The organism is Shewanella sp. OMA3-2 (assembly GCF_021513195.1).
GTDB lineage: Bacteria > Pseudomonadota > Gammaproteobacteria > Enterobacterales > Shewanellaceae > Shewanella.
Map to the genome: position 1 here is coordinate 3160793 of NZ_CP090974.1, position 26656 is coordinate 3187448.

Sequence of the window (26656 nt, forward strand, 5' to 3'; positions counted from 1 at the left end):
AAAAGGGTCCTCAAATGAACTTGCTTGAGCTAACAATAAAACAAAAAATTGCCTTAGGCTTCGCTACGATTGGTGTATTACTCCTTGCAGGAAGTAGCTTTTTTTATCGTTCGCTAACACAAATTCAAACAGCCAATACTAATATTGAAATCTTAGCTGTTCCTGTTCAAACTCAAAGTAATGCACTTCAGTTAAGCTTGCTCAAAATGGTCAAAACAGGCAGCTTAGCCTTTTCACAAACAGGAAATGACAATATTAATAGCAGCTTTGCTCAATTTAAGCTGTTACAAAATGAATACTCAACAACCTTTAAAGACTTATCAGACAAGGTAGCTGATCAACCCAAAATGAAACTGGCTCTGGATAATGTGACTCAACAATACTCACAATACATCCAGCAAAGTGAAACTATGTTTAATGCTAAATTAACCATTGAGCAAGCACGGGTAGATTATCAAAAGCTGTTTAAACAGTTTCAGCAAATAAAAGATACCGCAAGCAATAGTATGATCGATTTAGAGATGATAGATGCAGGCGATCAAGACAGTTTATTGGCAGAAGTAATAGGGACAGGTACTCGATTAGACGATACCATTTATAACATGGGTAATATCATAGGCGAGATTGCTCGATTTACTGATTTACAGAATGTGAATAATCATCAGCAAGATATCTTGATGATGGTTAATAATATTGAAACTAATTTTCAATTTTTAAAACAACAAACAGCGCCCCTCCCTGCCGATGATTTGTTAGCTATTTTTGCAGAACAATTCGACCAAATGAAAACTTTACTGGATACGCCAGGCACCCTATATGAAAGTCAGCGCAAAGTGGTTGGCGTAATACAACAAGCTGATATGGCGTATAGTCAGTCAAATCAATATTTCGACTCAAGCTTTACAGAGCTAAGCAAGTTAATGATTTTGGCAGACCAACGTTTTAACGACTTTAAAAATGTCGCCTCCGATGAAATAAACACAGCACAAACCTTAGCGATTGCGTTAGCATTAATATTCATCGTACTGGCTATTATCATTTACTATTTTACCTCTAAAGCTATGTTAGGCCCCCTTAGAGCGGTCAATAGTGCTTTGTCCCGTATTGCAAGTGGCGACTTGTCTAAACGCCTTACAAAGCGTAACGATGATGAGTTTGGCGAATTGATGGACAATATCAACAAGCTATCAGATGATTTAACTTCGCTATTGCAGGATATTAGCCGCGATGCACATTTATTAGATGAGTCTGCGATTAATTCACAAAACCAAGGTGAGAAAATAGCTAGAGCTGCCAGTAGCCAAATTGATCAAATCAACCAAGCGAAACAACTTGCAGAGCACATTCATCACAGCTCAAATTTAGTTAATCAACAGGCTAATGAGTCTGCAAGCCAAATAAGCTTAGCGTCAGAACAAGGCAAGCATGTAAAAGGTATTGCTGATGATAACCAGGGACGAATTGAACGGCTGTCAACGGGGTTAATTGACTCAGTAAACATCATGAATAACCTGAGTAAAAACAGTGACAACATTGGTGGGATATTAGTCACTATCAGTGCCATTGCGGATCAAACTAATCTATTGGCCTTAAACGCTGCGATAGAAGCTGCCCGAGCTGGTGAACACGGTAGAGGCTTTGCTGTAGTCGCCGATGAAGTCAGATCCCTCGCCTCCAGAACCCAATCATCTACCGCTGAAATTCAAACCATGATAGATGCCCTGCAGCATGAAACTACCAATGCAGTAAAAGCAATTTCCCAAGGGCAAACCCAGGCCAATCAATGTGTAGAACAAAGCCAGGCGCTTCATGATGCCATTGAACAAATTGAGTCTGCCTTATTAACCATAGATAAAATGGGTCAAAGTATCAATCACGCAGCAAATGAACAAGTCAGTTTTAGTGAACAAATTGAGCATACTATGGCTGAAACGGCAGAATCTGCAGAACATAATGCACTGGAGTCTTCTGCAATGGCGAAGCGAAGTCAGGAGCTAAACCAATTAGCTCATTCGTTAACCGCATCTGTTGAACGGTTTAAGCTATAGTATTTAACTGCTGTGGTTTGTAGATTTTCACAACCCCAAATTTGAGCGTTAAAGACTGAATGATTGATACTGAGCTGATAACAGTGCTGTGATAGTAATACTGCATGATCAAAACCCAGTGATTGACATGAACCTAATTAAAAGTCACTTTAACATTGGTCTTTTAAAGTGACTTTTTATCATATTAACGATTATGAACTAGTCCCACAAAAACTCTCTAAAGTGCTTACGACAAACCGACTCATAGGTTTCATTGCCACCTATCGCCACTTGCTCACCTTCTTTCATTGGTTTGCCATCGCCATCTAAACGTAACACCATATTAGCTTTGCGGCCACAATGGCAAATTGTCTTTAATTCAACTAACTTGTCAGCCCAAGCTAATAAATAATGGCTGCCGGTAAATAACTCCCCTTGGAAGTCATTGCGAAGGCCATAGCATAATACCGGAATATTTAAATTATCCACCACATGAGTTAACTGCTTAACTTGTGCTTTGGATAAAAACTGACTTTCATCGATAAGCACACAGTGAATATGCTTTTGTTGATGTGATTTATCAATAATATCACTCAAATCATCATTACTGGCAAACACTTGAGCCTCTGTTTGAATGCCAATACGCGATGCGACAACTCCCACACCATAGCGGTCATCAATTGACGCAGTCATCACTAACGTGTGCATGCCTCGTTCGCGATAATTATAAGAAGATTGTAATAATGAGGTCGATTTACCTGCGTTCATCGACGAATAATAAAAATACAGTTGCGCCAAAATAATGTCCAATATTATTGCTTTACTAAATTCTACTCGGATATGACCGTTAACCACAAATAATAATGCCGCTCAATCGACATTGGGCGGCATTATTGATCGTCAACGATAACAATAAATGATTAGCAGTTAGCGACGAGCATAAAACGCTAACGCCAGTACACTGATAACAAATACAAGACTACAGGCTAATAAACCACTGATTAATGAGCCAGTAAAGCCTAGCACTGTGTAGCCAACAATACTGATAAACGCCACAATTAAAGCATAGGGTAGCTGAGTAATCACATGGTCAATATGATGACAACTGGCGCCTGTCGATGACAAAATAGTGGTGTCTGATATAGGTGAACAATGATCACCAAAAACTGCTCCCGCAAGCACAGCTGACAGCATAGGTAACATCATGCTCGAGTCACTTCCCATGGCCATATCGGCAGCAATTGGCAACATAATGCCGAAAGTCCCCCAGCTTGTACCGGTTGAAAAAGCGGTAATGCCTGCAAGAATAAATAACACCACTGGCAATAGCTCAAAAGGGATTGCGCCTGTGACTAAACTGGCCATATATTTACCGGTTTCGAGTTGACCAATCACACCCGCGATAGACCAAGCAAACAGTAAAATATAGATTGCAGGTAGCATTGAACGCGCACCAGCAACCACACCTTTGACAATTAAACTCATGTCTAACTTTTGAATAAAGGCTAGAATTAACGTGATACAAAAGCCAATGATTGAACCATAAAATAGTGATTGGCTCACTTGAGTATTTTCAAAGGCACCTAAAATAGTAAATGCTTTACCATTGGCGCCAAGTACATCTGCACCACTACTGATCATAAAGTAAACTGTGGCAAAAATTAACGCCAAAATAGGTAAAAATAAACCTATCACTTTCCCCGAATCAGCTTCAGGTAGATCAGTATTCGCACCAGGAGGCAGCCCTTTAGATTCATCATAAAGCTCACCTTTTTTGGCGTTTAATTCATGTTGACGCATAGGGCCGACATCTAGACCAAACAAAGCGACACATAATAATAATAGTAACGCGAATATGGCATAGAAATTCATCGGAATCATTTGTACAAACACACTCAAATGACCTGATTCAGTAAAACCATGCGCAGTTAAAATGCCACCAATCAAGGCGATAATATAGGCTCCCCAACTTGAAATAGGCGAAACAACACAAATTGGAGCGGCTGTAGAATCTAATAAGTAAGCCAGTTTTGCCCACGATATATGATACCTATCGGTAATCGGTTTTGAAATTGACCCCACCACTAAACTGTTAAAGTAATCATCAATAAAAACCACACAACCTAAAAAGATGGTCATTAACTTTGCATCACGTTTAGTGCGAATATGCCCTTTAGCCCAATCAGCAAAAGCCCTTGCTGCACCACTAACGGTTATTAAAGCCGTTATCATGCCAAGCATGACTAAGAAGCCTAAGATTTGTAAATTCCAGCTATTTAGCGCGCCATCACTCCAAATTAGCCCTTGGATTGTGTTGACTAAAAATAGACTGCTATCACCTAAAGAGAATTGGGTAAGCAATAAGGCACCAACCACAATACCCACACCAAGAGACAATAAGACTTTACGGGTAATAATAGCCAGAACAATGGCAACTAGAGGTGGAAGTAAAGATAGTGCCGAATCGGCATGACTAAGTAAGTTCATTATTTATTCATCGAGTATTTATGAATGGAGGCGACTGAACCGGTGTAAGGTAATATTATATACCTTAGAAACACCTGTCCTATCAGTAGCGCTCCATAGTAATTTATCTTTGTCATCCCGACAAAAAATACTATGGCAGTGCTGCACCTATTTGGCGACAACACCAGCTGTATTGACCGATATCAATAGCAACTTCGGCATTAAATCCTTTCAAGGTAAATCACAGGCATCACCCTACTCACCTTTACTATTATTTAATGCACCTCTACTTAAAGGGTAAAAATGCGAGCACATAAAAACATAGTGGCCGTAAGGTTACCACCCTACGGCCACACATTGTGACACAGATCACATTTACAACAAATTATTCAATGCAGGAATCGCCACAAATAAATCAGCTTCTAATCCATAATCAGCTACTTGAAAAATTGGCGCTTCAGGATCTTTGTTAATAGCAACAATCACTTTAGAATCTTTCATGCCGGCAAGATGTTGGATTGCACCTGAAATACCAACTGCAATATACAAATTAGGGGCAACAATTTTACCAGTTTGACCGACCTGTAAATCGTTAGGAACAAACCTGGCATCAACTGCGGCGCGAGATGCCCCAACAGCTGCACCTAATTTATCAGCAAGTTGCTCTAGAATAGCAAAGTTTTCACCGCTACCCATTCCACGACCACCGGACACAATGATACCAGCGTTACCTAATTCAGGACGAACAGACTCAGTTAAGCTTTCTGATAAAAACTCAGTACGGGCATCAATAGCATCGCCAATACTGGCTAATTCAGCGTTGCCAGTTGATGCAACAGCATCAAATGCACTTGAACGTACTGTCATGACTTTTTTATCATCTAAGCTTTTTACTGTCGCTAATGCATTACCGGCATATATTGGACGTATGAATGTATCATCGCTTTCGACACCAATCACTTCAGAGATTTGCGCCACATCTAATAACGCGGCAACACGCGGTAATGTGTCTTTCCCCACGCTTGATGCTGCGGATAAAATATGTGAGTAGTCTGCAGACACACTCAAAATTAACTTAGCTAAATTTTCAGCTAACTGGTTAGCATATACTGGTGAATCAGCAACAATAACTTTAGTAACGCCTGCTAATGTTTGCGCCATTTTGGCTGCTTCACTACATTGTGATCCTGCCAATAAAATATGAATATCGCCACCAATTGCAGTCGCTGCAGCAACTACTTTGGCTGTGTCAGCTTTTAGATGCGCATTATCGTGTTCTGCTAAAACTAAAATGGTCATATTAGATCACCTTCGCTTCGTTTTTTAATTTATCGACAAGTTCTTCAACAGAAGACACCATGATGCCAGCTTTACGCTCTGCTGGAGGCGTAACTTTTAATATCGTTTGATGTGCTTTCAACGTCACCCCCAAATCAGATATAGTTAACACGTCTAAAGGCTTACGTTTAGCTTTCATAATATTAGGTAATGAAGCATAACGAGGTTCATTTAAACGTAAATCAACTGTGACAACTGCTGGCAATGGCATTTTCAACGTTTGTAAACCGCCATCAACTTCACGGGTTACCATAATAATATCGCCGTCAATTTTAACTTCTGATGCAAAAGTAGCTTGAGGCATATCAGCTAAGGCTGCCAACATTTGCCCAGTTTGATTGTTGTCGCCATCAATTGACTGCTTACCAAATATCACCAGTTGTGCTTGCTCTTTAAGTTGAACAGCATGTAGTAACTTAGCAATAGAGAGTGATACCAACTCTTCTTCGGTTTCAACATGAATGGCACGATCTGCCCCTAAAGCCATTGCCGTTCTTAATTGCTCTTGTACCGTTTTAGGGCCAACGCTAACAACAACAACTTCAGTGGCAATGCCAGCTTCTTTGAGACGAACAGCTTCTTCAACTGCAATTTCACAAAATGGGTTTAATGTCATTTTCAGATTGGCTGTATCGACATTTGAATTATCAGCTTTTACTCTGACCTTTACATTGGCATCAACGACGCGCTTTACAGGCACCAATATTTTCATAGGGTTTCCTTCCTACACCTTGTCTATAGACAACACATTGGCCAATGCCAATGCAAGATAGCTCAACTTTACGACCTGTTAACGTTAACGTCAACCTAAGTTAAACGCTTGTTTGAAAAAATATAGCATATAAATTGGCAAGCTAAAGTAACATTTTTGACTTTAATACACTCATCATGTCGTTTTTAGCCACCCTTTATTAGACTAATTGATAAAATAAGCTTATTTTTGATAAATTAAATTGATCAAGACTCAATATCTTTCTATTATTATGGTTATTGATAAATAATATTTTTATTAATTTGTTATTAACTTATTTGAATGTACTGTTCAAAAATAAAGCTTGATGTTAAAAGTGAACCTCGAAGGAATTTATTTCTAAGGAATGAGATATTTTTGATTATACTTTTAGTGCTGAAATGTATCATTCAACATTAATGGGCGTGATATGCGACACTTCTTCATTCAACTTCAGAAGTAACAAATAAAAACTATGTAAATTCCAATTCATTAGGACGTTTAATATTATGAGTGATTTTTTAGATATTTTAACCCATGGCCGTCGTTTTAAAGCAGCAGTAAAAGAATTAAGTATTGAAGACCTTACTGATCTTGCTGGCAAACTTGATAAAATTATCGTTGAACGTGAAGAAGAAGCCAAAGCTGATGAAGCAGCAAATGCTGAACGAAATGCGCGTATTGCTGATATTTTAGCTCAAATCGAAAACAGTGGTTTATCGATTGAAGACCTAGGCGAAGTCACTGCGACTAAATCAGCACCTAAAAAACGTGCTCCTCGCCCTGCAAAATATCAAATTACCTTAGATGGTAAGTTGATTCAATGGACTGGCCAAGGCCGCATGCCAACGGTATTTAAAAAAGAAGTTGATGCAGGTAAATCTATGAGTGCCTTTTTAATTCCTGGCATGGAATAATAATTCCAGTATTAATATTAAGCGCTTACTTCGGTAGGCGTTTTTTTTCTGACAATTTAAAGTTTGCTGTTAGCGCTAATAAAGAAAGAGTAAACTATAGTTAAATTGAATTAAGTGAGCATGTCTATGTTTCCCCTACCCCTTAAAGTCTTCACCCTTTCATCTTTAGTTTTATTATTAACAGCTTGTGCTGGAGACTATACCTTTAACAGTAATCTTGATGCTAAAGCTGTTAATGAGTACTTTAAAGTCGGTGATGTTACTGTTTATGAAGATAATAACCTGCCAAAAGGCCGCTATGACATTATTGGCTTAGCTGAGGGTGAAATTTGCCAGGAGTTATCAAATGACGCGCCAGCATCAATCCAAAATGCAAGAACTGAAGCCCGTAGAAAAGCGGCAGACATGGGCGCCAATGGTATTATAATCAAACAATGCTTGATCATTGAAGAACAGGATAAAGCTTGTATTAGTCGTAGTTTGTGTATTGGGCAAGCCATTAAACTCGAACCAGTAAAATAACAATTTATTTTACTCATTTTATCGCTGCAGTATATACCTGCCTTATATTGCAGCACTCTTTTATATCAAGTTGATAAGTCATCATGTTTACATCTCAAATTAGTGCTGTCGCAATTTGTCGAACGCCTTATAAGCAGAAATTTGGTATCCCCCGCCAACCTGGGCTAGTCGATGTAAAAGGCTATGTAGAACTTGTACCAAGCTTGAATACTGTTGATGCCATTAGGGGAATTGAACAATACTCTCATCTATGGTTATTGTTTTGTTTCCATGAGAATTTGGCTCAAGGCTGGAAAACGACTGTTCGTCCACCTCGTTTGGGCGGTAACGAAAAACTGGGCGTATTTGCGACACGTTCTACTTTTAGACCCAACGGTATTGGGCAGTCTGTAGTTAAACTACACGGTGTCGTGATACGAAAAGGCAAAGTCTGCCTTGAGATATCTGGCATGGATTTATTAGATGGCACGCCTATTATCGATATAAAACCTTATATTCCTTTTTCAGATGCCATCACAGATGCTAAAGGTGGTATAGCACAAGATGCGCCTGAGTTAATTCATGTCACTTTTTCTGATAATGCGAACACTCAGCTATTAACACTCTCAGAAAATGCAAAGTATGCCAGATTACAACCGTTAATTAGCGCTGTATTAGCCCAAGACCCAAGACCTGCTTATAAAAAAGCCAAAGATGATCCCAAAATTTACCAAGTCGCCCTATATGACCTTGATATTTTGTGGCAGGTAATTGATAACCAAGTTGTCGTATTAGCATTAAAACCCACGTCAGTAGTTTTACTTGATGAGTAAATTAAGGACAACGTAGTGTCATTAGTCGATTACCAAACACAGCAGAAAAAAAGACTGTCTTGGATGCCCTGGCTTTACTTCAATCTAAAACCCAAATTATTAGAATGGGTAACACCTTGGCAACAGGATATTCAAACTAAATTAACTCAACTTGAAACCATTAGTATTGGTGATCATTGCTTTATTGCACCTGAAGCTGAGTTATTTGCAGAGCCTGGCCGAAATATTACTATCGGCAATAAATGCATGATTGCGGCTGACGTATTTATGCACGGCCCTATAACGCTAGGCGATGAAGTGGCTATTAATCATAGTTGCAGTTTAGATGGTGGCCAGGCAGGTATTCATATTGGCTCACAAACTCGCATCGCCAACAATGTCACTGTGTATGCTTTTAATCATGGCATGTCACCCGATACACCAATTTATAAACAACCAACATCATCAAAGGGCATCATAATCGGTAAAGATGTGTGGATAGGTGCTCAAGTGGGTTTAGTCGATGGTATTACTATTGGTGACAAAGCCGTTATCGGCATGGGCAGCATTGTCACCCAAGATGTCGCCGCCTACGCGATTATGGCAGGTAACCCTGCAAAAGTGATTGGTGATAGACGTAATAAATAGCACTTATCTGCCACAAAACAACAATTAAATGCCTCTACTTCAACTTATCAAAGTAACTTTGCTCAATGACTAATAATCAGGTGACATAAACGCTTCAAGTGCTAAAATGACTTCCATTGATTTTTACTCATAATGGATACTGGAATGCGAGTTAGTAAGTACCTGCTTTCAACACAAAAAGAAACCCCTGCCAATGCTGAAGTTATTAGCCATCAGTTAATGCTACGTGCGGGTATGATCCGTCGCAATGCGTCAGGTTTATACAGCTGGTTGCCGTCAGGTTTACGCGTTCTTCGTAAAGTCGAAGCTATCGTGCGTGAAGAAATGAACAATGCAGGTGCTATCGAAATTCTTATGCCGTTAGTTCAACCTGCTGACTTATGGGTAGAAACCGGTCGTTGGGAAAAATTTGGTCCAGAGCTACTTCGTTTTCAAGACCGTCATAACCGTGACTTCGTTTTAGGTCCAACCCATGAAGAAGTAATTACTGACTTAGTCCGTAAAGAGTTAAGTTCGTACAAACAGTTACCAATTAACCTTTATCAAGTACAAACAAAGTTCCGTGATGAAGTTCGTCCACGTTTTGGCGTGATGCGTGCGCGTGAATTTTTAATGAAAGACGCTTACTCTTTTCATTTAGATCAACAAACCATGGATGAGACTTATCAATCCATGTATACCGCTTACTGCAACATTTTAAACCGTATGGGATTAGAATTCCGCCCTGTATTAGCTGACACAGGTTCTATTGGGGGCAGTGTTTCACATGAGTTTCATGTATTAGCGAACAGTGGCGAAGACTTAATCGCTTATTCTACAGGCAGTGATTATGCAGCAAATATTGAGAAAGCTGAATCGCCAATGCCGACGCAAACTCGTCAAGCTCCGACTCAGGAAATGACATTGGTCGATACGCCTAACGCTAAAACTATCGCAGAGTTAGTTGAGCAGTTTACCCTTGATATCACTAAAACAGTGAAAACATTAATTGTTAAAGGCGCCTCAGAAGACGCACCTTTAGTGGCATTAATTGTACGTGGTGATCACGAGCTAAATGAAATCAAAGCAGACAAACTTGAAGCCGTTGCTTCACCCTTAGAGTTGGCTGGTGAAGCTGAAATTCGTGCTGCTGTAGGTGCTGGCCCTGGTTCTCTTGGCCCTGTAGGATTAAGCATACCTATTATTATCGATCACAGTGTGGCCGTATTAAGCGACTTTGCTGCTGGTGCAAACCAAGATGGCAAGCATCTTTTTGGTATCAATTGGGAACGAGACTTACCTTTAGCAACGGCTAGCGATATTCGTAATGTGGTTGAAGGTGAAGCAACACCAGACGGCCAAGGCACCTACGCTATGGCACGTGGTATTGAAGTCGGTCATATTTTCCAATTAGGCACTAACTATTCAAAATCAATGAACGCGACTGTGCTTGATGAAAATGGTAAAGCCCAAGTGCTATTAATGGGCTGTTATGGTGTGGGTGTTAGCCGCATAGTGGCCGCTGCAATTGAACAAAACCATGATGACCGCGGAATTATTTGGCCAGAATCAATTGCGCCATTCCAGGTCGGTATTTTACCAATGAATATGCATAAGTCTCATCGCGTTGCTGACATGGCTGAAAAACTTTATGCGGACTTACAAGCAGCTGGTATAGAAGTACTGATGGATGACCGTAAAGAGCGTCCAGGGGTTATGTTTGCCGACATGGAGCTGATTGGATTACCGCATGTTATCGTTATTGGTGATCGTAATATCGATGAAGGTGTATTTGAATATAAAAATCGCCGCACTGGCGAGAAACAAAACATTCCTTTCGATCAAATAATGACTTTTTTATCCACTGTAAAATAGTATTGAATCGACTGAATAAAATACGTTAACTAATAAAAAACGCACTTTAAAGTGCGTTTTTTATTTTGCCTTGATAAATATTTCAATTTCCAAGCCTTGATTAACCTCTGACACAATACTTATTCGCCCACCTAATTTTTGAGTGACCAAGTTATACACAATCGACATGCCTAATCCGGTTCCTCCCAAGTGTCTCGCGGTGGTGAAAAAAGGTTCAAATATTCTATCCTTAGCTTCTTGGCTTAATCCTTTACCATTATCTTTATAGAACATTTTAATTTCTTTACCGCAAACCTCTGCGCCTAAAGTAATCGTTTTCTCACCGATAAAATTATCTGGATAAGCATGACGAAAACAATTCGATACTAGATTTGTAAATATTTGAGCAATTGCACCAGGATAGGACTCAACCATGATTTTTTTCGCCAGCTGAATATCCAAATGAATATTCTGCCTACGGGTTAATGGTCTTAACGGAGTAGAAATTTGCCCTAAATATTCGGTTAAATTGAAATATTCTTTTTTTAACGTAAGTTGATCAGCTGCGGTGCGTTTAAAGTTATGCACTAATTCAACTGCACGGGATAGATTGCGTTCAATAAGCAATAAACCATCGCTCATAGTACTGATAAAATACTCAAACTCTTTTTCATCTAATTCGCCAGCAGAAAATAACTTTCTAAGCTTATTCAACTCATCAATACAATGGCTGGTAGAAGTGACTGAAATCCCTAAAGGAGTATTAACCTCATGCGCAACACCTGCCACTAGATTACCAAGAGCCGCCAGTTTTTCGCTTTCGATCAAGCTGGCTTGAGTCTCTTTTAAGTGAGTTAAGGTTTGCTGGAGTTCTTGGGTTCGAGACGCGACGATAGATTCTAATTTAGCATTCAGCTGCTCTAGCAGCATTTGCTGACTACGCACCTCGTTTGCATTGACTGCACGACCATATAAGTCAGCTAATGCCCCAACAAAAACGGCTTCATCACGACTCCATGACCTTATTTGACCACGATGTTCACAACATATAATGCCGATCATTTTACCCGCATGACGAATGGGGCTATCTAACATTGATACAATTCCCTGAGGAACTAAATAAATATCCGTAAACTCCGACGTGGCCGAGTGCATACAAGCGTCATCGGCTGTAATCGTTCTTTCTGAGTCTAATGCATGAAAATAACGAGGCAGTTGTTCACGAGTTAAAGTAATGTTCTGTTGTTTCGATTTATTGTCTAATAATAAAAAACATACTATTGATTGCTTATCTTCTGATAGCAACCAAATACCTGCTCGCTCAACGTTAAGTCCATTACAAATAGATTCAACGATAAGATGAGAAGCGCAGTTTAAGTCGCCTTTATCGATCAACTCTGATTGACTGACATCAAATAATACTTGTTCAAGAAGCAAGTTCATCTTTTAATGTGCAACTTCTACGCTATCGGGCATATCACGTTGAATAGCAATAAACCTATCCATTAATTCTAAACTTGCTTGACACATTTTAGGATCAAATTGTTTACCTGATTGCTCATGTAAATACTCGATAACCTTTTCAGCCGGCCAAGCATCTTTATAGCTGCGTTTTGACAACAATGCATCAATAACATCCACTATCGCCATAATACGTCCTTCTATTGGTGTTTGCTCACCAACTAAGCCTCTTGGATAGCCTTGGCCATCCCAACGTTCATGATGAGTGTAAGCAATTCTGGCACCCATTTTAGCAATAATGCGATTAGAAGCGGCTAATAAATCATAACCCTTTTCTGCATGGGTTTTCATTATTTGCCATTCTTCGTCGGTTAATTTACCCGGTTTATGCAAGATACTTTCAGGAATGCCAATTTTACCGACATCATGCAAAGGTGCCGCATAACGAATAGTTTCAATAAAATCCTGACTAAGTTTTAAGTGCTCGGCAAGTATTTCACTCATCAACGCGACTCTGCGCACATGCGCCCTGGTCTCCTGACTCCGTTGTTCGATCGCATCACCAATAATTAAAATCAGTTCTTTTTGAGTTTGTTGGATGTTTTCTTTACCCGCTAAGTTTTCAAAAGTTAGGCTAACATTAGCGGCAAATAACTCTAAAATTCTTACCTGCAGAGGTGAAAGCACTGCATTGTGTTCTAAATATAATATGCTGGTTACATGATTACCAAACTCGTAAAAACCAACATAGATGTTGTTATGTACTACAGATTTTTTTAATGCTATTGCTTCGATAATGTATTCTTTAACATCCCCTGGTAATGACTCAACACTGTCTATTTCACTGTAGCTGACCAAATCACCAGTGGCCGCAAGTAAGTTCATTTGGGTATCTTGATATAAGTCTTGATGATAACTGGTTAAGTACAATGCAGAACTGTCTAAGCTAAGTAACTGCAAGGTTTGCTCTAATACCGCACTGCCAAAATGATGTAAAGTATTGCTACGAAGTACTGAAGAAGATGCTGAAATAACTTTTTCCATTCCACGTTGGCTTTGCTCAATAATTTTAATATCTCGATATGAACGTAAAGAGGTATACACACAGGATTTTAATTTTGCAGCGGTTAACTCAGTTTTCGCTTTATAATCATTAATATCAAAATCTCGAATCACCCTTTCTTCAGGAGCGCTTCCTGGTTGACCCGTTCTTAAAATAATACGAACTGAGTGATTATTTAATTCACCACGAATACGTTGAATTAAATCAAGCCCTGCATGATCATTTTCCATTACCACGTCGACAAAAGCTAACGCAATATCGTGTTCATCACGCAGTAAATTAAACCCTTCTTCGGCGCTAAAACAAGAATAAAAAACCAAACTTCGCCCATCAAGGTTAAATTGGCTCAATGCTAATTTTGTTACATCATGAATGCCTGGCTCGTCATCGATAATAACGACTTTCCATGGTGACAACTGGACTTTAGGTTTGAAAACCATATTATCGCCTTTTGGCATATCAGCAGATTTTTTAAACAGAGCCAAATGGTGTCTCCCTTAACTTTTTTCTAATTGTGTGTCAAAAACACGAAAAAAGTGCGTTTTTATTTTTATTATCCATTAAGTTAATAGCCGATTAAACGCCATTTTGTCAAAGAAAAGTTACCGAATAGTTAAATATTGCTTAGGCAAGCAGACTTTAAAATCAGTCAAGAAAACTTATCCGACTAGTGTGAGAAGTTAAAACAAGACATACTCTTTATCAGTCGTTTTAATCTAGGTGTAGTAATTAAGTGTCAATTGGACTTGTACTTGGTGGTGGTGGTGCCCGCGCGGCATATCAAATTGGCGTGTTAAAAGCCTTGGTGCAATTTTACCCAAGGAATAGCCATATTCCATTCGATATAATTTGTGGCACGTCTGCAGGGGCTATCAATGCCACATCTTTAGCAACTCACGCAGCTTGCTTTCATTTAGGGGTAAAGAAATTAGATTGGGTATGGCGTCACTTTAAAACACAACAAGTTTATGAGTCTTCGTTAAGCGGTGTAGCCAAGCACTTATTCAAGATGGCGATTAAAGGTTTGCAACATGGCAAGGTGAATACTGACGCCGGCAGCTTGCTAAATAATCAGCCTTTGCGTGAATTATTAAATAAACTAATAGACTTTGATCGCATTGAGAGAAATATACATTTAGGTGCATTAAAAGCAATCAGTGTGGATGCATCCTGTTATAACAACTCACTTTCTTATAGCTTTTATCACGGTCACCATTCGATAGAAAATTGGCAACGTGCTCGAAGACAAGGAAAACGTAGCCAACTCAATACCAATCATTTGCTTGCTAGCTCTGCTATTCCGATGGTATTTCCATCTATTAAATTAAACAGAGCCTTTTTTGGCGACGGTTCTGTCCACCAACTCTCACCTTTATCAAGCCCTATCCATCTTGGGGCAACCAAATTATTTGTGATTAATCTAGATAGCCCACATAAGCAAAATGATATTCAGCTTAATCACCACCCCAAAGCGGCCACAATAGCAGGTCATTTACTGGACACTATATTTTCAGATACGCTAAATAGCGATCTTGAACGTCTACAAAGAGTTAATCACACCCTAGCTCTTATTTCTGATGAAGATAAAAGTAAGTTAAATTTGCGACAAATTGACACATTAGTCATCAAACCAAGTGAAGACCTAGGGGTTATTGCTGCCAAGTATTACCTAGAAATACCTATCGCAATCCGTTATTTACTAAAACTGTTTGGCATCCATCAACAATCAGACTCGAGTATTGTTTCTTACCTATTATTTGAGAAGGCTTATACAACGGCTCTTATTGATTTAGGTTACCAAGATGCTATGGATAAAATAGATGACATCAAAGCATTTTTCGATATACCCGCATAATGAATAAGCATTCGCATTGAGGTGGCTAATTTACTGCATTAGCTATTGTCATCTTTTATTCATCTTAAGCTGGTAATATTTTTTCGATTAGCTTTATAAGCTTAATATCGTCATGCAAAATATTTCACGGGTTGAACTAAAGATTTCGCTTTAGCTTTTAACAGACTTTAGGTAAAAGAGAGGCTGTACTAATAGCAGTATAGTTTTATTGGATAGTTGAGAAATGGCACACACATTTGAATTTGATGAAGATGATGCACCATGGGGTGACAACATCAAGGGAAAACAAAAATCTAAAAAGGTAAAGCAACGACGAAGAGATGCTAAGCGTGGCTACTTTGATGATACTGCAATGGAGTTTGCACCTGCTAAATTAAAGTAATTTAACAGAAATAAACCATCAAGTTTAAAAAGCAAGTTGCTATCAACTTGCTTTTTTATTTATCTCATATAATTAAATAACGCCCCCCTATAATACTATCATCCAGAATGCTTGATGCTCAAAATTCAATTTCGATACTTTGAGGGTAAATCTAACAAACATAAAAAAGGAGCACTTAGCTCCTTTAATAAATCTTCATAGATAAATGATAATAGTCATTTTAAAGATACAGAATTGTCGCTAAACCTAAAAAAGTAAAAAAACCTACAACGTCTGTCACTGTGGTTAGAATTACTGAGCCTGATAATGCCGCATCTTGATTAAACCTTTGTAAAATCATTGGTACCATAACGCCAGCAATTGCAGCCATAGCCATATTGATTAAAATAGCGCAGCCTATGATAACGCCCATCATAGGGTCATCAAACCACCAACCAGCAATCAAGCCAATAACAATGGCCCATAACACACCATTCAAAGCACCAATGCCTAACTCGTTCTTTAGCAGTGACATCACGTTCCCCGCGGAGATTTGCCCCATTGCCATGCCACGGATCATTAATGTTAATGACTGACTACCAGCTATGCCCCCCATAGAGGCGACAATAGGCATCAACACAGCTAAAGCCACCACTTGTGATAGTACATTCTCAAACAGACCAATTGTTGCTGATGCCAAAAAAGCCGTTAATAAATTAATACCAAGCCATACGGCACGACGCCTAGCACCTACAGTAATAGGCGCGAACAAATCGTCATCATCATCCATACCGGCTGTAGCCATTAATTGTGACTCATAGTGTTCACGCACTAAGGCTGTTGCCGTTCGTAATGTCATACGACCAATTAAAATACCTTCATCATCAACTACAGGCAATTCTAACTCTCGACTGTGCTCAATTGTCTCAGCCGCTTCTAGTAAAGAAGAATCTGCTGGTATCACTCGACTATCTTGCCATAGCAAACTCGAAAGCAAAGCATCTACATCAGCTTTAAACACATCATAACGCCGAACGGTTCCTAGATACTTATCATTGATATCAACTAAAAACAGATGATCGTTACAATCTAAATCAATACGACGAAAAAATCGTTGGCCTTGGGCCACTGTTGAGTCAAGATTTAGTACCAACATTTGGTGATCGGCATAACGGCCAATTTCATTTTCATCATATTGGTCATAAAGTTCAAAGTGCTTACGCTGGCGCTCACCCATTTGCGCTAATGCGCGATCAGTTATGCTGTCAGGTAATGAGTCACTCCAATCAATCAAATCTTCTGGACTAAGCTGCGAAAAGATCAAATCCAGCTCTTCGTCTGGCATTTTCTTCAAAATGCCCAGACGTGGATCGGCACGCATTAAGTTTAGAACATCAACGCGCTCTTCTGGCTCAACTTGTTGCCAACGATCATAACGTTCATCTAAAGGTAAAGATTCGAGTAAAATAGCAATAGTGCCAGCTTCTGCACCATTGAGTATTTCACTAAAAACTTCGGCTTGCTCTTCCCCTTCAGCTTCTGTCAATTTTTGCACAGCTTGACTAACTTCAATTTGTAACTGTGTTGTAATTTCTTGCTCTGCTTCAGATATAAGTTCGTTCTTTAATTCTTCCATTAGCCCGCCCTTTATCTTGTTCAGGTAATAATGCGCTGACTATATTCATATTTATCGCTATAAGCAAATAGATAAATTAAGTTGCACGCAACATAATTGACCACACTTGAATAAATCTTTATAGTACTGATTAATCAGCAAGGTTTAGCGGTTATTCCTCCCAGTTTACCCCGTTCCCTTACCTAATTATTTTCATTATATTTTAAAAACGATTAAATGGAGCAAGATATGAGTAAGGCAATTTATCAATTTGATGTCAAAGATATTCAAGGAAATAACATCAGTATGGGGACTTTTAAAAATAAAGTGCTACTGATTGTCAATACCGCGAGTAAATGTGGTTTTACCCCTCAATATAAAGCTTTGGAACAATTATACCAGCAATACAAAGATCAAGGTTTGATTGTTATGGGGTTTCCGTGTAATCAATTTGGTAAGCAAGAGCAAGGAACTGAGACAGAAATAAGCCAATTTTGCGAACTTAATTTTGGGGTGACTTTTCCATTATTTAGTAAAATAGACGTAAATGGTGATGACACTCCTCCGCTATATCAATACTTAAAACAGTCTGCAAAAGGTTTGTTAGGAAGCCAGTCGATTAAGTGGAATTTCACCAAGTTTTTAGTCGATACACAGGGAAATGTGATCGAGCGTTATGCGCCGACAACAAAACCCGAAGATTTATTACCAGTAATAGAAAAACTTTTAAAATAACTTTTAAAATAACTTTTAAAATAACACTATAAATTTCAAGTAAATAGATAGTTTTTTATAGATCTTTTTATTTTTTAACAATAATTTATATATTATTTTGAACTTTTACATAGATGATGACTCAAACTTAGTAACAGTGATATTCACTTTGTTCATCATCTCCCTGGGACTTCTAGCGCGGTCCCCTTGATCTCTAAGTAGATCGATAGGCAATCATTTGATTGCCTTTTTTTATATCTATCATTCCAAAAACTAACTATAAACTTTAAGCCTGAATTTTCAGTATAAAAAAACCACCTTTCGGTGGTTTAGTGTGGTATCCCATAGGGGATTCGAACCCCTGTTACCGCCGTGAAAGGGCGGTGTCCTAGGCCTCTAGACGAATGGGACGCCGAGATTTACTTATACTCAGTAAATAGAGTGAATACTCACTAATGTCTGTAGGCAAAACATTAATGCTATTTGTTGTTTCCAACAAAACTTGGTGGAGCTACACGGGATCGAACCGTGGACCTCTTCACTGCCAGCGAAGCGCTCTCCCAGCTGAGCTATAGCCCCAAATTTTAGTTACTAGACACCAAAATTTGAAAATATGGTATCCCATAGGGGATTCGAACCCCTGTTACCGCCGTGAAAGGGCGGTGTCCTAGGCCTCTAGACGAATGGGACACTGTTGATACTTTATACTCTGTATCGAGTGAATACTCATTGGTGCCTGTAGGCTAAACACCAGTGCTAGTTACCTATAATGAAGCACAAAACCTTAAGGATTCGAACTCCTGTTACCGCCGACTCTTTATAAACCAAAGTGGGCGATGTCCTAAGCGCTATTGCTAGACGAATGGGACACTGTTGATACCTTATACTCTGTATCGAGTGAATACTCATCGATGTCTGTAGGCTAAACATCGGTGCTATTTTAGATTTTCAAACGTTTTTTCAAAAACAACTGCTTCGAATTATGTTCAACCATCTTAAAAAGTGGTATCCCATAGGGGATTCGAACCCCTGTTACCGCCGTGAAAGGGCGGTGTCCTAGGCCTCTAGACGAATGGGACACTGTTGATACTTTATACTCTGTATCGAGTGAATACTCATTGGTGCCTGTAGGCTAAACACCAGTGCTATTTACCTATAATGAAGCACAAAACCTTAAGGATTCGAACTCCTGTTACCGCCGACTCTTTATAAACCAAAGTGGGCGATGTCCTAAGCGCTATTGCTAGACGAATGGGACACTGTTGATACTTTATACTCTGTATCGAGTGAATACTCATCGATGTCTGTAGGCTAAACATCGGTGCTACTTTAGATTTTCAAACGTTTTTCAAAAAAAACTGCTTCGAATTATGTTCGACCATCTTAAAAAGTGGTATCCCATAGGGGATTCGAACCCCTGTTACCGCCGTGAAAGGGCGGTGTCCTAGGCCTCTAGACGAATGGGACACTGTTGATACTTTATACTCTGTATCGAGTGAATACTCATTGGTGCCTGTAGGCTAAACACCAGTGCTATTTACCTATAATGAAGCACAAAACCTTAAGGATTCGAACTCCTGTTACCGCCGACTCTTTATAAACCAAAGTGGGCATGTCCTAAGCGCTATTTCTAGACGAATGGGACATATTTGATACCTTATACTCTGTATCGAGTGAATACTCATCGATGTCTGTAGGCTAAACATCGGTGCTATTTTAGATTTTCAAACGTTTTTCAAAAACAACTGCTTCGAATTATGTTCAACCATCTTAAAAAGTGGTATCCCATAGGGGATTCGAACCCCTGTTACCGCCGTGAAAGGGCGGTGTCCTAGGCCTCTAGACGAATGGGACACTGTTGATACTTTATACTCTGTATCGAGTGAATACTCATTGGTGTCTGTAGGCTAAACACCAGTGCTATTTACCTATAATGAAGCACAAAACCTTAAGGATTCGAACTCCTGTTACCGCCGACTCTTTATAAACCAAAGTGGGCGATGTCCTAAGCGCTATTTCTAGACGAATGGGACACTGTTGATACTTTATACTCTGTATCGAGTGAATACTCATTGGTGTCTGTAGGCTAAACACCAGTGCTAGTTACCTATAATGAAGCACAAAACCTTAAGGATTCGAACTCCTGTTACCGCCGACTCTTTATACCAAAGTGGGCGATGTCCTAAGCGCTATTTCTAGACGAATGGGACACTGTTGATACCTTATACTCTGTATCGAGTGAATACTCATCGATGTCTGTAGGCTAAACATCGGTGCTATTTTAGATTTTCAAACGTTTTTCAAAAACAACTGCTTCGAATTATGTTCAACCATCTTAAAAAGTGGTATCCCATAGGGGATTCGAACCCCTGTTACCGCCGTGAAAGGGCGGTGTCCTAGGCCTCTAGACGAATGGGACACTGTTGATACTTTATACTCTGTATCGAGTGAATACTCATTGGTGTCTGTAGGCTAAACACCAGTGCTAGTTACCTATAATGAAGCACAAAACCTTAAGGATTCGAACTCCTGTTACCGCCGACTCTTTATAAACCAAAGTGGGCGATGTCCTAAGCGCTATTTCTAGACGAATGGGACACTGTTGATACCTTATACTCTGTATCGAGTGAATACACATCGGTGTCTACAGGCTAAACATCAACGCTAACAGTGACAGGCTATCTTCTGCTCTAATAATAAGTAAGTGGTGGAGCTACACGGGATCGAACCGTGGACCTCTTCACTGCCAGCGAAGCGCTCTCCCAGCTGAGCTATAACCCCTTCTTACTTACACTATTCGATATGCTGCCAGAATTACTGACCTCAGTCTCAACTGCGAGGCGCATTCTATGCAGCATACCTTAATGTGTCAACTCGTTTTTTAGGAATTTATTCTATCTGCTACAAAAACAATCGCTTTGGATATTCTTTCAACAGATCTGTCTTTTCCAATCAAAAACAAGGTCAAGTCTAGCGCAGGTGACTGCCCTGCCCCAGTTACAGCTACACGAAGCGGCATACCAACTTTGCCCATACCGACATCTAATTCAGCTGCTGTAGCTTCAATCACTGCGTGCAATGACTCTACAGACCAATCAGACAGAGCTTCTAATTTTGATTTAACAAGAGTAAGTGGCTCCAATGCAACACCACGAAGATGTTTCTTCGCTTGTGTTTCATCAAAATCAGTAAAATCTTCATAGAAATAGCGACTAGATGCTGCAAGTTCTTTTAACGTTTTAGCACGTTCAGATAGTGCAGTAACCAATTCCGCTAACGCTGGCCCATTGCTAGTATCAATTTTTTGGTCTGCCATATGCCACTCTAAATGAGATGCGACATAATCAGGTGCTAATGATTTAATATAATGCTGATTTAACCAGTTTAGCTTATCTGTATTAAACGCTGATGCCGCTTTATTAATATCATCTAACTTAAAGAAGCTAATCATCTCTTCCATAGAGAACACTTCTTGATCACCGTGTGACCAGCCTAAACGAACTAAATAGTTAAGTAACGCTTCAGGTAAGTAACCATCATCACGATATTGCATGACACCTACCGCACCATGACGTTTAGATAATTTAGCTCCGTCATCACCTAAAATCATCGATACATGGGCATATTCTGGGATAGGTGCACCAAGCGCTTTTAAGATATTAATTTGGCGAGGGGTATTATTAATGTGATCCTCACCGCGCACGACACAAGTGATCCCCATATCCCAATCGTCAACAACAACGCAGAAATTATAGGTTGGTACACCGTCAGTACGTTTAATAATTAAATCATCAAGCAGGCTATTTGATATTTCAATACGACCACGAACATGATCATCAAAAATGACACTGCCTTCGATTGGATTTTTAAAGCGAACAACAAAAGGCTCATCTGTATCACGCGGCGCTAGAGCACGACAACAACCATCATATTTCTGTTGCTCACCATTTGCAGCTTGTTCTTCACGTAATGACTCAATTCTTTCTCTAGAACAATAGCACTTGTAAGCGGTACCACTTTCTAACATTTGCCCGATAATTTCGTTATAACGATCAAAACGCTTAGTTTGGTAATATGGGCCTTCATTCCAATTCAATCCCAACCAGTTCATACCATCTAAGATGGCATCGCATGCTTCTTGGGTAGAACGTTCAATATCAGTGTCTTCTATACGTAAAACAAATTCACCGTTATTCGCTTTAGCATGTAACCATGAATAAAGTGCAGTACGTGCACCACCAACGTGTAAGAAACCTGTAGGACTTGGAGCAAAGCGAGTCTTAGTTGTCATAATCGGACACTAACCTATATAAAGAAGTCTGTATAAACTATACCCTGCTAAAAATCAGAGCATAAAATTGTGGCAAACATTCTAACAGCCTACGCGCTAGGTTGAAATGCCCGAGTATCGAACAAGATACAATTTTACTTAAAAGCCCAAATCTGCTTGTTTAACAAAACATCAAATGGCACAAAAATAGCTCTATCGTGATATTTTTATCGAAAAATCGTTGACAGCTAATCCTTGCTCCCTATAATACCGTCCCACACAGCATGAGGTCGCTTAGCTCAGCTGGGAGAGCACCTCCCTTACAAGGAGGGGGTCACTGGTTCGAGCCCAGTAGCGACCACCATACTTTCATTGATGAAATTATGTTTGTGTAATTAGTTATATTCCCGGGTCGCTTAGCTCAGCTGGGAGAGCACCTCCCTTACAAGGAGGGGGTCACTGGTTCGAGCCCAGTAGCGACCACCATATAACTAAAATTGTGTAGAGTTCCCGGGTCGCTTAGCTCAGCTGGGAGAGCACCTCCCTTACAAGGAGGGGGTCACTGGTTCGAGCCCAGTAGCGACCACCATTAATTTGAACTCATAGCTGTAAATTAGATACATTCCCGGGTCGCTTAGCTCAGCTGGGAGAGCACCTCCCTTACAAGGAGGGGGTCACTGGTTCGAGCCCAGTAGCGACCACCAAATGTATTAATATTGTAAGATATCCCGGGTCGCTTAGCTCAGCTGGGAGAGCACCTCCCTTACAAGGAGGGGGTCACTGGTTCGAGCCCAGTAGCGACCACCATTATCTTACAGATATTTTGATTTATCCCAGGTCGCTTAGCTCAGCTGGGAGAGCACCTCCCTTACAAGGAGGGGGTCACTGGTTCGAGCCCAGTAGCGACCACCATAAATCTGCTACAAAAAACTAATCAAAAAGCCATTTCTAAATCAAATCCTGCTTACAAAATAACTGTAAAAATGTAACAAACATTACCCTCAGTAAAAATTATTCTTTTTATAAAATTATTTTAATCTCACTGATGACCTAATTAGTGCTTGGCAAGGCTGTCGTGCGCGCTTTAATTCTAGGTTTTAGGGTTCCAAGACCCATGTGGTTGCTTTGTACTTTTTGAGGATGTCTTATGGCATAAAGCTAGTCGCGCGATTGAGTATTCATAGTGCGACGTTTACTACGGATTTTTATCAAAGGCAGCATTTTATTCACTCTCGAACGACTTGAGTTGTTCCGTCAAATCTTATCCTGCAAATGAAAAGTTCAGCATTGGCCATAAACAATTCACCGATAACGAGTAACCTAGCCATAACTTATCTGATAGTCATTTACCTTAGACTGGCTTATCTAGCGCCCCTCGACTCAATAATAATATGGCCAGCAGCAACATAGCTAATAAGGTTAACGAGCCAACCACAACCCCTTGCCACTCTGAGTGCTGCCAAAATATCATCAAATAAGGCCCACCCAACGCGGCCCCCAAATAATAACAACATAAATACAACGACGTCGCTTTCGCCCTGTGACTCGTTGCACGAATAGCCACAAATGAATTACAACAACTGTGGGTTAAGAAAAAGCCACTCGCAGTGATCAAAAAGCCCAATATAATCGCCCATAGGGTATCGACTAAGGTTAATAGGGTTCCTAATACCATGAGTAAAAAGGCTGCTTTAAATAATATTACCGACCCAAACCGGACAATCCACTTAGCCGATAAATATGAAGCAAAAGTACCACTGAGGTAGCATAAAAAAATTAACGTGGCATTGAAGCGACTCAGCTCATAAGGTACTGCCATTAAATGCAACTGAATAAAACTAAATTGATTGACCATCATCATAAAAGCAAGACCGCCAATAATGAATACCAAACTCATTTTACGGTCGGTGATGTGCCCCCAAAAACCTTGCAAATCCTGTTGTAACTTTACCCGTTTCGCTTGTTTAATTAGTGAATGAATAACCTGGGGTTTAATTTCACGTCGAGGCAATAACAAAGTGACGATTACCACCCCAATTAAGGTCACAACAAACACCAACCCCATTGATTGCTGCCAAGATAAATGTTGTGACATTAAGCCACCAAATAAGCGTCCCAAAATACCGCCTATACTATTCGCGGTAATATAAATTGCCGCGGCTTTTAACATAAACTCAGGTGCAAGTTGCTCTTTAAAATAGGCCATTGCAATCGCAGGAACCGCTGCCAGTAAAATTCCTTGTAATAATCTCACCCATACCAGCGAGTCAAAGTCAGTGGCAAAAATGAGTAAAATATTTGAGCAAGCCAATAACCATAAACTGATCACAATTGGTTTTAACCGTCCGACACGATCTGAAATCATCGCATAAAACAGTAATGAAAAAGCCAGGGTAAAACTGGTAACAGATAACACTAAAGTGGAATGTGCGCCGGTGACATCAAAGTGTTCTGCAATTAGCGGTAACATGCCCTGAACAGTATAAAGATTGATATATATAACTACAGACGCAAGACAAAGCGCCCAGATTAGTCGGCGTTGTGTACCTTGCTCATGTGCTGATGAGTGGATTAAAATATTAGCAGATACTGGTTGGTGAGTCACACTAGCCACAGATTAATGACGATGAAATAACATTATCGTCCGCCACTATGATTAATCAATGGCGAACACGGTAAAATGTGAACTTGATAGCGTTAAAAGGCCTGCTCCCCCTTTACTTAACTTTTCTCATCAACACTTCTGTGGTGAACTTATTATTATTAATCACTTGAAATTTTTCATAGGTTTGAAAAATCGCTTTTCCCTGATAAGTGATCATCGCCACCACGCCATAATCAATTTTTTTATCGATTGTTTCAGCAGGAAATATAAACTTAAACGGCACAGGCGCCCGCGCTATATCAAAGTTTTTTTGCGAAATAATCGATCCAGGAGTATTAAAATCAATCACTGCAATATTAATTTTGCAGCCTTGAGGTAATTTTATTTTCTCCAGATAACCAGCATAACCATTAACCACAACAGGCTCTGTTGGAGTCACGGCCACGCAACCAGTCAACATCAATAATCCACCAATAAGACTCACTAAAACCAATTTAAACTTACTCATACCACTCAACCTATATCCATTATTGTTGATATTCACATCTAAAGAAACATTACGGCTTAGTCATTCTCAACAAACCTTCTTGGGTTGCTGAAGCGACTAGACGTCCTTGTTGGTCAAAAAACTGGCCTTTTACAAACCCGCGACCGCCACCAGCATTAGGACTTTCAATACTATATAAAATCCACTCGCCCATATTAAATGGACGATGAAACCACATAGAGTGATCAATCGTTGCCATACGAATACCTGGCGTTAAAAATGACACGCCATGGGGCTGAGCTGCTGTGACTAAAAAGTTAAAGTCCGAGGCGTATGCAAGTAGGTATTCTTGAATACTGTGGTCATTGGGAATAATCCCATTTGCTCTAAGCCACACGTAGCGAACTGGTTCACTGGTTGAAGGTGCGAGTGGATTACCTGGGTTAACTAACCGCATTTCAATTGGCGAGTCAGCCATGAACTTTTCAAGCATCTTTGCAGGCACTTTATCACGCATCGTCATGGCCAGTTCTTGTTGATTCATCAATCCTTCAGGTCCAGGAACATCAGGCATAACCGCTTGATGCTCATATCCTTCCTCGATCGTTTGAAATGAACAGGTCATATAAAAAATTGGTCGGCCTTTTTGAATGGCTTTCACTCTGCGGGCACTAAAACTGCCGCCATCACGCATAATTTCAACATCATAGACAATAGGTTGCTTTTCATCACCCGCACGTAAAAAATAAGAATGCAAAGAATGCGCATAGCGGTCTGCACTCACAGTCTGTTTTGCTGCGCTTAATGCTTGTCCCATGACCTGACCGCCAAAGACATGGCCGAAGCCTAAATCCTGACTTTGGCCACGAAATAAACCTAATTCAATTTGTTCAAGGGACAATAATGATAGTAAATCGTTTAAAACCTGACTCATTTAACTCTCTCACAAACCA

20 protein-coding genes, 14 tRNA genes and 1 riboswitch are annotated in these 26656 nt (G+C 39.8%); of the genes, 15 read left to right on the forward strand and 19 right to left on the reverse strand.

Features of this window, described 5'->3' with window-relative positions:
• Positions 1-14 precede the first annotated feature (14 nt).
• A complete protein-coding gene (locus L0B17_RS13880; protein WP_235085614.1) occupies positions 15-2048 on the forward strand; it encodes a methyl-accepting chemotaxis protein in 2034 nt (677 codons plus the stop codon).
• Positions 2049-2246: 198 nt separating this feature from the next.
• Here the strand turns inward: L0B17_RS13880 and L0B17_RS13885 are convergent, their stop codons facing one another.
• From L0B17_RS13885 to L0B17_RS13900, 4 genes are all read right to left on the reverse strand, one after another.
• Positions 2247-2825 carry a thymidine kinase gene (locus L0B17_RS13885; RefSeq protein ID WP_235085616.1) on the reverse strand — a complete coding sequence of 193 codons (579 nt, stop codon included), beginning with the start codon at positions 2823-2825 and terminating at the stop codon, positions 2247-2249.
• Between the two features lie 129 nt (positions 2826-2954).
• Positions 2955-4514, reverse strand: a complete 1560-nt coding sequence (locus tag L0B17_RS13890) for a Na+/H+ antiporter NhaC family protein (protein ID WP_235085617.1) — start codon at positions 4512-4514, stop codon at positions 2955-2957.
• Between the two features lie 78 nt (positions 4515-4592).
• Positions 4593-4790: riboswitch (Lysine riboswitch) on the reverse strand.
• A gap of 78 nt (positions 4791-4868) precedes the next feature.
• Positions 4869-5792, reverse strand: a complete 924-nt coding sequence (locus tag L0B17_RS13895) for an electron transfer flavoprotein subunit alpha/FixB family protein (protein WP_235085619.1) — start codon at positions 5790-5792, stop codon at positions 4869-4871.
• Between the two features lies 1 nt (position 5793).
• A complete protein-coding gene (locus L0B17_RS13900) occupies positions 5794-6543 on the reverse strand; it encodes an electron transfer flavoprotein subunit beta/FixA family protein (RefSeq protein WP_235085621.1) in 750 nt (249 codons plus the stop codon).
• Positions 6544-7070: 527 nt separating this feature from the next.
• Here L0B17_RS13900 and L0B17_RS13905 point away from each other — a divergent pair.
• The 5 genes from L0B17_RS13905 (at position 7071) to L0B17_RS13925 (ending at position 11293) form a co-directional block, all read left to right on the forward strand.
• Entirely contained in the window at positions 7071-7478 is a 408-nt protein-coding gene (locus L0B17_RS13905; protein WP_235085622.1) for an H-NS histone family protein, read from the forward strand.
• 126 nt (positions 7479-7604) lie between these two features.
• Positions 7605-8000: an Rcs stress response system protein RcsF gene (gene rcsF, locus L0B17_RS13910; protein WP_235089831.1), complete on the forward strand. Its 396-nt coding sequence runs from the start codon at positions 7605-7607 to the stop codon at positions 7998-8000.
• A gap of 83 nt (positions 8001-8083) precedes the next feature.
• Positions 8084-8812, forward strand: a complete 729-nt coding sequence (gene tsaA / locus L0B17_RS13915) for a tRNA (N6-threonylcarbamoyladenosine(37)-N6)-methyltransferase TrmO (RefSeq protein WP_443019898.1) — start codon at positions 8084-8086, stop codon at positions 8810-8812.
• Between the two features lie 63 nt (positions 8813-8875).
• Positions 8876-9439, forward strand: a complete 564-nt coding sequence (locus tag L0B17_RS13920) for an acyltransferase (protein ID WP_235089835.1) — start codon at positions 8876-8878, stop codon at positions 9437-9439.
• Between the two features lie 144 nt (positions 9440-9583).
• Entirely contained in the window at positions 9584-11293 is a 1710-nt protein-coding gene (locus tag L0B17_RS13925; protein ID WP_235085624.1) for a proline--tRNA ligase, read from the forward strand.
• A 60-nt stretch (positions 11294-11353) separates the two neighbouring features.
• Here L0B17_RS13925 and L0B17_RS13930 read toward each other — a convergent pair whose 3' ends face one another.
• Both L0B17_RS13930 and L0B17_RS13935 read right to left on the reverse strand, forming a co-directional pair.
• The gene (locus L0B17_RS13930; protein WP_235085626.1) at positions 11354-12715 is read right to left on the reverse strand and encodes a GAF domain-containing sensor histidine kinase; all 1362 of its coding nucleotides are present in this window, start codon (positions 12713-12715) and stop codon (positions 11354-11356) included.
• Positions 12716-12718: 3 nt separating this feature from the next.
• On the reverse strand, positions 12719-14281 hold the full coding sequence (locus L0B17_RS13935; RefSeq protein WP_235085627.1) for a DUF3369 domain-containing protein: 1563 nt from the start codon (positions 14279-14281) through the stop codon (positions 12719-12721).
• Between the two features lie 248 nt (positions 14282-14529).
• Between L0B17_RS13935 and L0B17_RS13940 the strand changes: the two genes are divergently transcribed.
• Positions 14530-15651, forward strand: a complete 1122-nt coding sequence (locus L0B17_RS13940) for a patatin-like phospholipase family protein (protein WP_235085629.1) — start codon at positions 14530-14532, stop codon at positions 15649-15651.
• A gap of 223 nt (positions 15652-15874) precedes the next feature.
• Positions 15875-16033 carry a small highly charged protein gene (locus tag L0B17_RS13945; protein ID WP_235085630.1) on the forward strand — a complete coding sequence of 53 codons (159 nt, stop codon included), beginning with the start codon at positions 15875-15877 and terminating at the stop codon, positions 16031-16033.
• Between the two features lie 220 nt (positions 16034-16253).
• Here L0B17_RS13945 and L0B17_RS13950 read toward each other — a convergent pair whose 3' ends face one another.
• On the reverse strand, positions 16254-17648 hold the full coding sequence (locus L0B17_RS13950; protein ID WP_235085631.1) for a magnesium transporter: 1395 nt from the start codon (positions 17646-17648) through the stop codon (positions 16254-16256).
• 228 nt (positions 17649-17876) lie between these two features.
• On the opposite strand from L0B17_RS13950, the gene L0B17_RS13955 reads away from it, so the two are divergent.
• A complete protein-coding gene (locus L0B17_RS13955) occupies positions 17877-18362 on the forward strand; it encodes a glutathione peroxidase (RefSeq protein WP_235085633.1) in 486 nt (161 codons plus the stop codon).
• A 314-nt stretch (positions 18363-18676) separates the two neighbouring features.
• On the opposite strand, the gene L0B17_RS13960 is transcribed toward L0B17_RS13955, so the two are convergent.
• The 9 genes from L0B17_RS13960 to gltX form a co-directional block, all read right to left on the reverse strand.
• Positions 18677-18752 (reverse strand) — tRNA-Glu (locus L0B17_RS13960).
• Positions 18753-18844: 92 nt separating this feature from the next.
• Positions 18845-18920: transfer RNA gene (locus tag L0B17_RS13965), tRNA-Ala, on the reverse strand.
• A gap of 35 nt (positions 18921-18955) precedes the next feature.
• Positions 18956-19031, reverse strand: a tRNA-Glu gene (locus L0B17_RS13970).
• A gap of 313 nt (positions 19032-19344) precedes the next feature.
• Positions 19345-19420 (reverse strand) — tRNA-Glu (locus L0B17_RS13975).
• 312 nt (positions 19421-19732) lie between these two features.
• Positions 19733-19808: transfer RNA gene (locus tag L0B17_RS13980), tRNA-Glu, on the reverse strand.
• A 311-nt stretch (positions 19809-20119) separates the two neighbouring features.
• Positions 20120-20195: transfer RNA gene (locus L0B17_RS13985), tRNA-Glu, on the reverse strand.
• A gap of 489 nt (positions 20196-20684) precedes the next feature.
• A tRNA-Glu gene (locus L0B17_RS13990) sits at positions 20685-20760 on the reverse strand.
• 286 nt (positions 20761-21046) lie between these two features.
• A tRNA-Ala gene (locus L0B17_RS13995) sits at positions 21047-21122 on the reverse strand.
• A gap of 100 nt (positions 21123-21222) precedes the next feature.
• The gene (gene gltX / locus L0B17_RS14000) at positions 21223-22632 is read right to left on the reverse strand and encodes a glutamate--tRNA ligase (protein WP_235085635.1); all 1410 of its coding nucleotides are present in this window, start codon (positions 22630-22632) and stop codon (positions 21223-21225) included.
• 267 nt (positions 22633-22899) lie between these two features.
• Here gltX and L0B17_RS14005 point away from each other — a divergent pair.
• The 6 genes from L0B17_RS14005 (at position 22900) to L0B17_RS14030 (ending at position 23523) form a co-directional block, all read left to right on the forward strand.
• Positions 22900-22975: transfer RNA gene (locus L0B17_RS14005), tRNA-Val, on the forward strand.
• A 46-nt stretch (positions 22976-23021) separates the two neighbouring features.
• A tRNA-Val gene (locus L0B17_RS14010) sits at positions 23022-23097 on the forward strand.
• 27 nt (positions 23098-23124) lie between these two features.
• A tRNA-Val gene (locus L0B17_RS14015) sits at positions 23125-23200 on the forward strand.
• A 39-nt stretch (positions 23201-23239) separates the two neighbouring features.
• Positions 23240-23315 (forward strand) — tRNA-Val (locus L0B17_RS14020).
• A 27-nt stretch (positions 23316-23342) separates the two neighbouring features.
• A tRNA-Val gene (locus L0B17_RS14025) sits at positions 23343-23418 on the forward strand.
• A 29-nt stretch (positions 23419-23447) separates the two neighbouring features.
• Positions 23448-23523: transfer RNA gene (locus L0B17_RS14030), tRNA-Val, on the forward strand.
• 439 nt (positions 23524-23962) lie between these two features.
• On the opposite strand, the gene L0B17_RS14035 is transcribed toward L0B17_RS14030, so the two are convergent.
• From L0B17_RS14035 to tesB, 3 genes are all read right to left on the reverse strand, one after another.
• Positions 23963-25189, reverse strand: a complete 1227-nt coding sequence (locus L0B17_RS14035) for an MFS transporter (RefSeq protein ID WP_235089836.1) — start codon at positions 25187-25189, stop codon at positions 23963-23965.
• Between the two features lie 139 nt (positions 25190-25328).
• Positions 25329-25724: a YbaY family lipoprotein gene (locus L0B17_RS14040; protein WP_235085636.1), complete on the reverse strand. Its 396-nt coding sequence runs from the start codon at positions 25722-25724 to the stop codon at positions 25329-25331.
• Positions 25725-25773: 49 nt separating this feature from the next.
• The gene (gene tesB, locus L0B17_RS14045) at positions 25774-26637 is read right to left on the reverse strand and encodes an acyl-CoA thioesterase II (protein WP_235085638.1); all 864 of its coding nucleotides are present in this window, start codon (positions 26635-26637) and stop codon (positions 25774-25776) included.
• Positions 26638-26656: the final 19 nt, after the last annotated feature.

Bases quoted from the DNA above. Each gene is read 5' to 3' on its own strand.
- L0B17_RS13880 (WP_235085614.1), top strand. From the start codon at position 15: ATGAACTTGCTTGAGCTAACAATAAAACAAAAAATTGCCTTAGGCTTC.
- L0B17_RS13890 (WP_235085617.1), bottom strand. From the start codon at position 4,514: ATGAACTTACTTAGTCATGCCGATTCGGCACTATCTTTACTTCCACCT.
- L0B17_RS13895 (WP_235085619.1), bottom strand. From the start codon at position 5,792: ATGACCATTTTAGTTTTAGCAGAACACGATAATGCGCATCTAAAAGCT.
- L0B17_RS13900 (WP_235085621.1), bottom strand. From the start codon at position 6,543: ATGAAAATATTGGTGCCTGTAAAGCGCGTCGTTGATGCCAATGTAAAG.
- L0B17_RS13905 (WP_235085622.1), top strand. From the start codon at position 7,071: ATGAGTGATTTTTTAGATATTTTAACCCATGGCCGTCGTTTTAAAGCA.
- rcsF (WP_235089831.1), top strand. From the start codon at position 7,605: ATGTTTCCCCTACCCCTTAAAGTCTTCACCCTTTCATCTTTAGTTTTA.
- tsaA (WP_443019898.1), top strand. From the start codon at position 8,084: ATGTTTACATCTCAAATTAGTGCTGTCGCAATTTGTCGAACGCCTTAT.
- L0B17_RS13920 (WP_235089835.1), top strand. From the start codon at position 8,876: ATGCCCTGGCTTTACTTCAATCTAAAACCCAAATTATTAGAATGGGTA.
- L0B17_RS13925 (WP_235085624.1), top strand. From the start codon at position 9,584: ATGCGAGTTAGTAAGTACCTGCTTTCAACACAAAAAGAAACCCCTGCC.
- L0B17_RS13930 (WP_235085626.1), bottom strand. From the start codon at position 12,715: ATGAACTTGCTTCTTGAACAAGTATTATTTGATGTCAGTCAATCAGAG.
- L0B17_RS13945 (WP_235085630.1), top strand. From the start codon at position 15,875: ATGGCACACACATTTGAATTTGATGAAGATGATGCACCATGGGGTGAC.
- L0B17_RS13950 (WP_235085631.1), bottom strand. From the start codon at position 17,648: ATGGAAGAATTAAAGAACGAACTTATATCTGAAGCAGAGCAAGAAATT.
- L0B17_RS13955 (WP_235085633.1), top strand. From the start codon at position 17,877: ATGAGTAAGGCAATTTATCAATTTGATGTCAAAGATATTCAAGGAAAT.
- gltX (WP_235085635.1), bottom strand. From the start codon at position 22,632: ATGACAACTAAGACTCGCTTTGCTCCAAGTCCTACAGGTTTCTTACAC.
- L0B17_RS14040 (WP_235085636.1), bottom strand. From the start codon at position 25,724: ATGAGTAAGTTTAAATTGGTTTTAGTGAGTCTTATTGGTGGATTATTG.
- tesB (WP_235085638.1), bottom strand. From the start codon at position 26,637: ATGAGTCAGGTTTTAAACGATTTACTATCATTATTGTCCCTTGAACAA.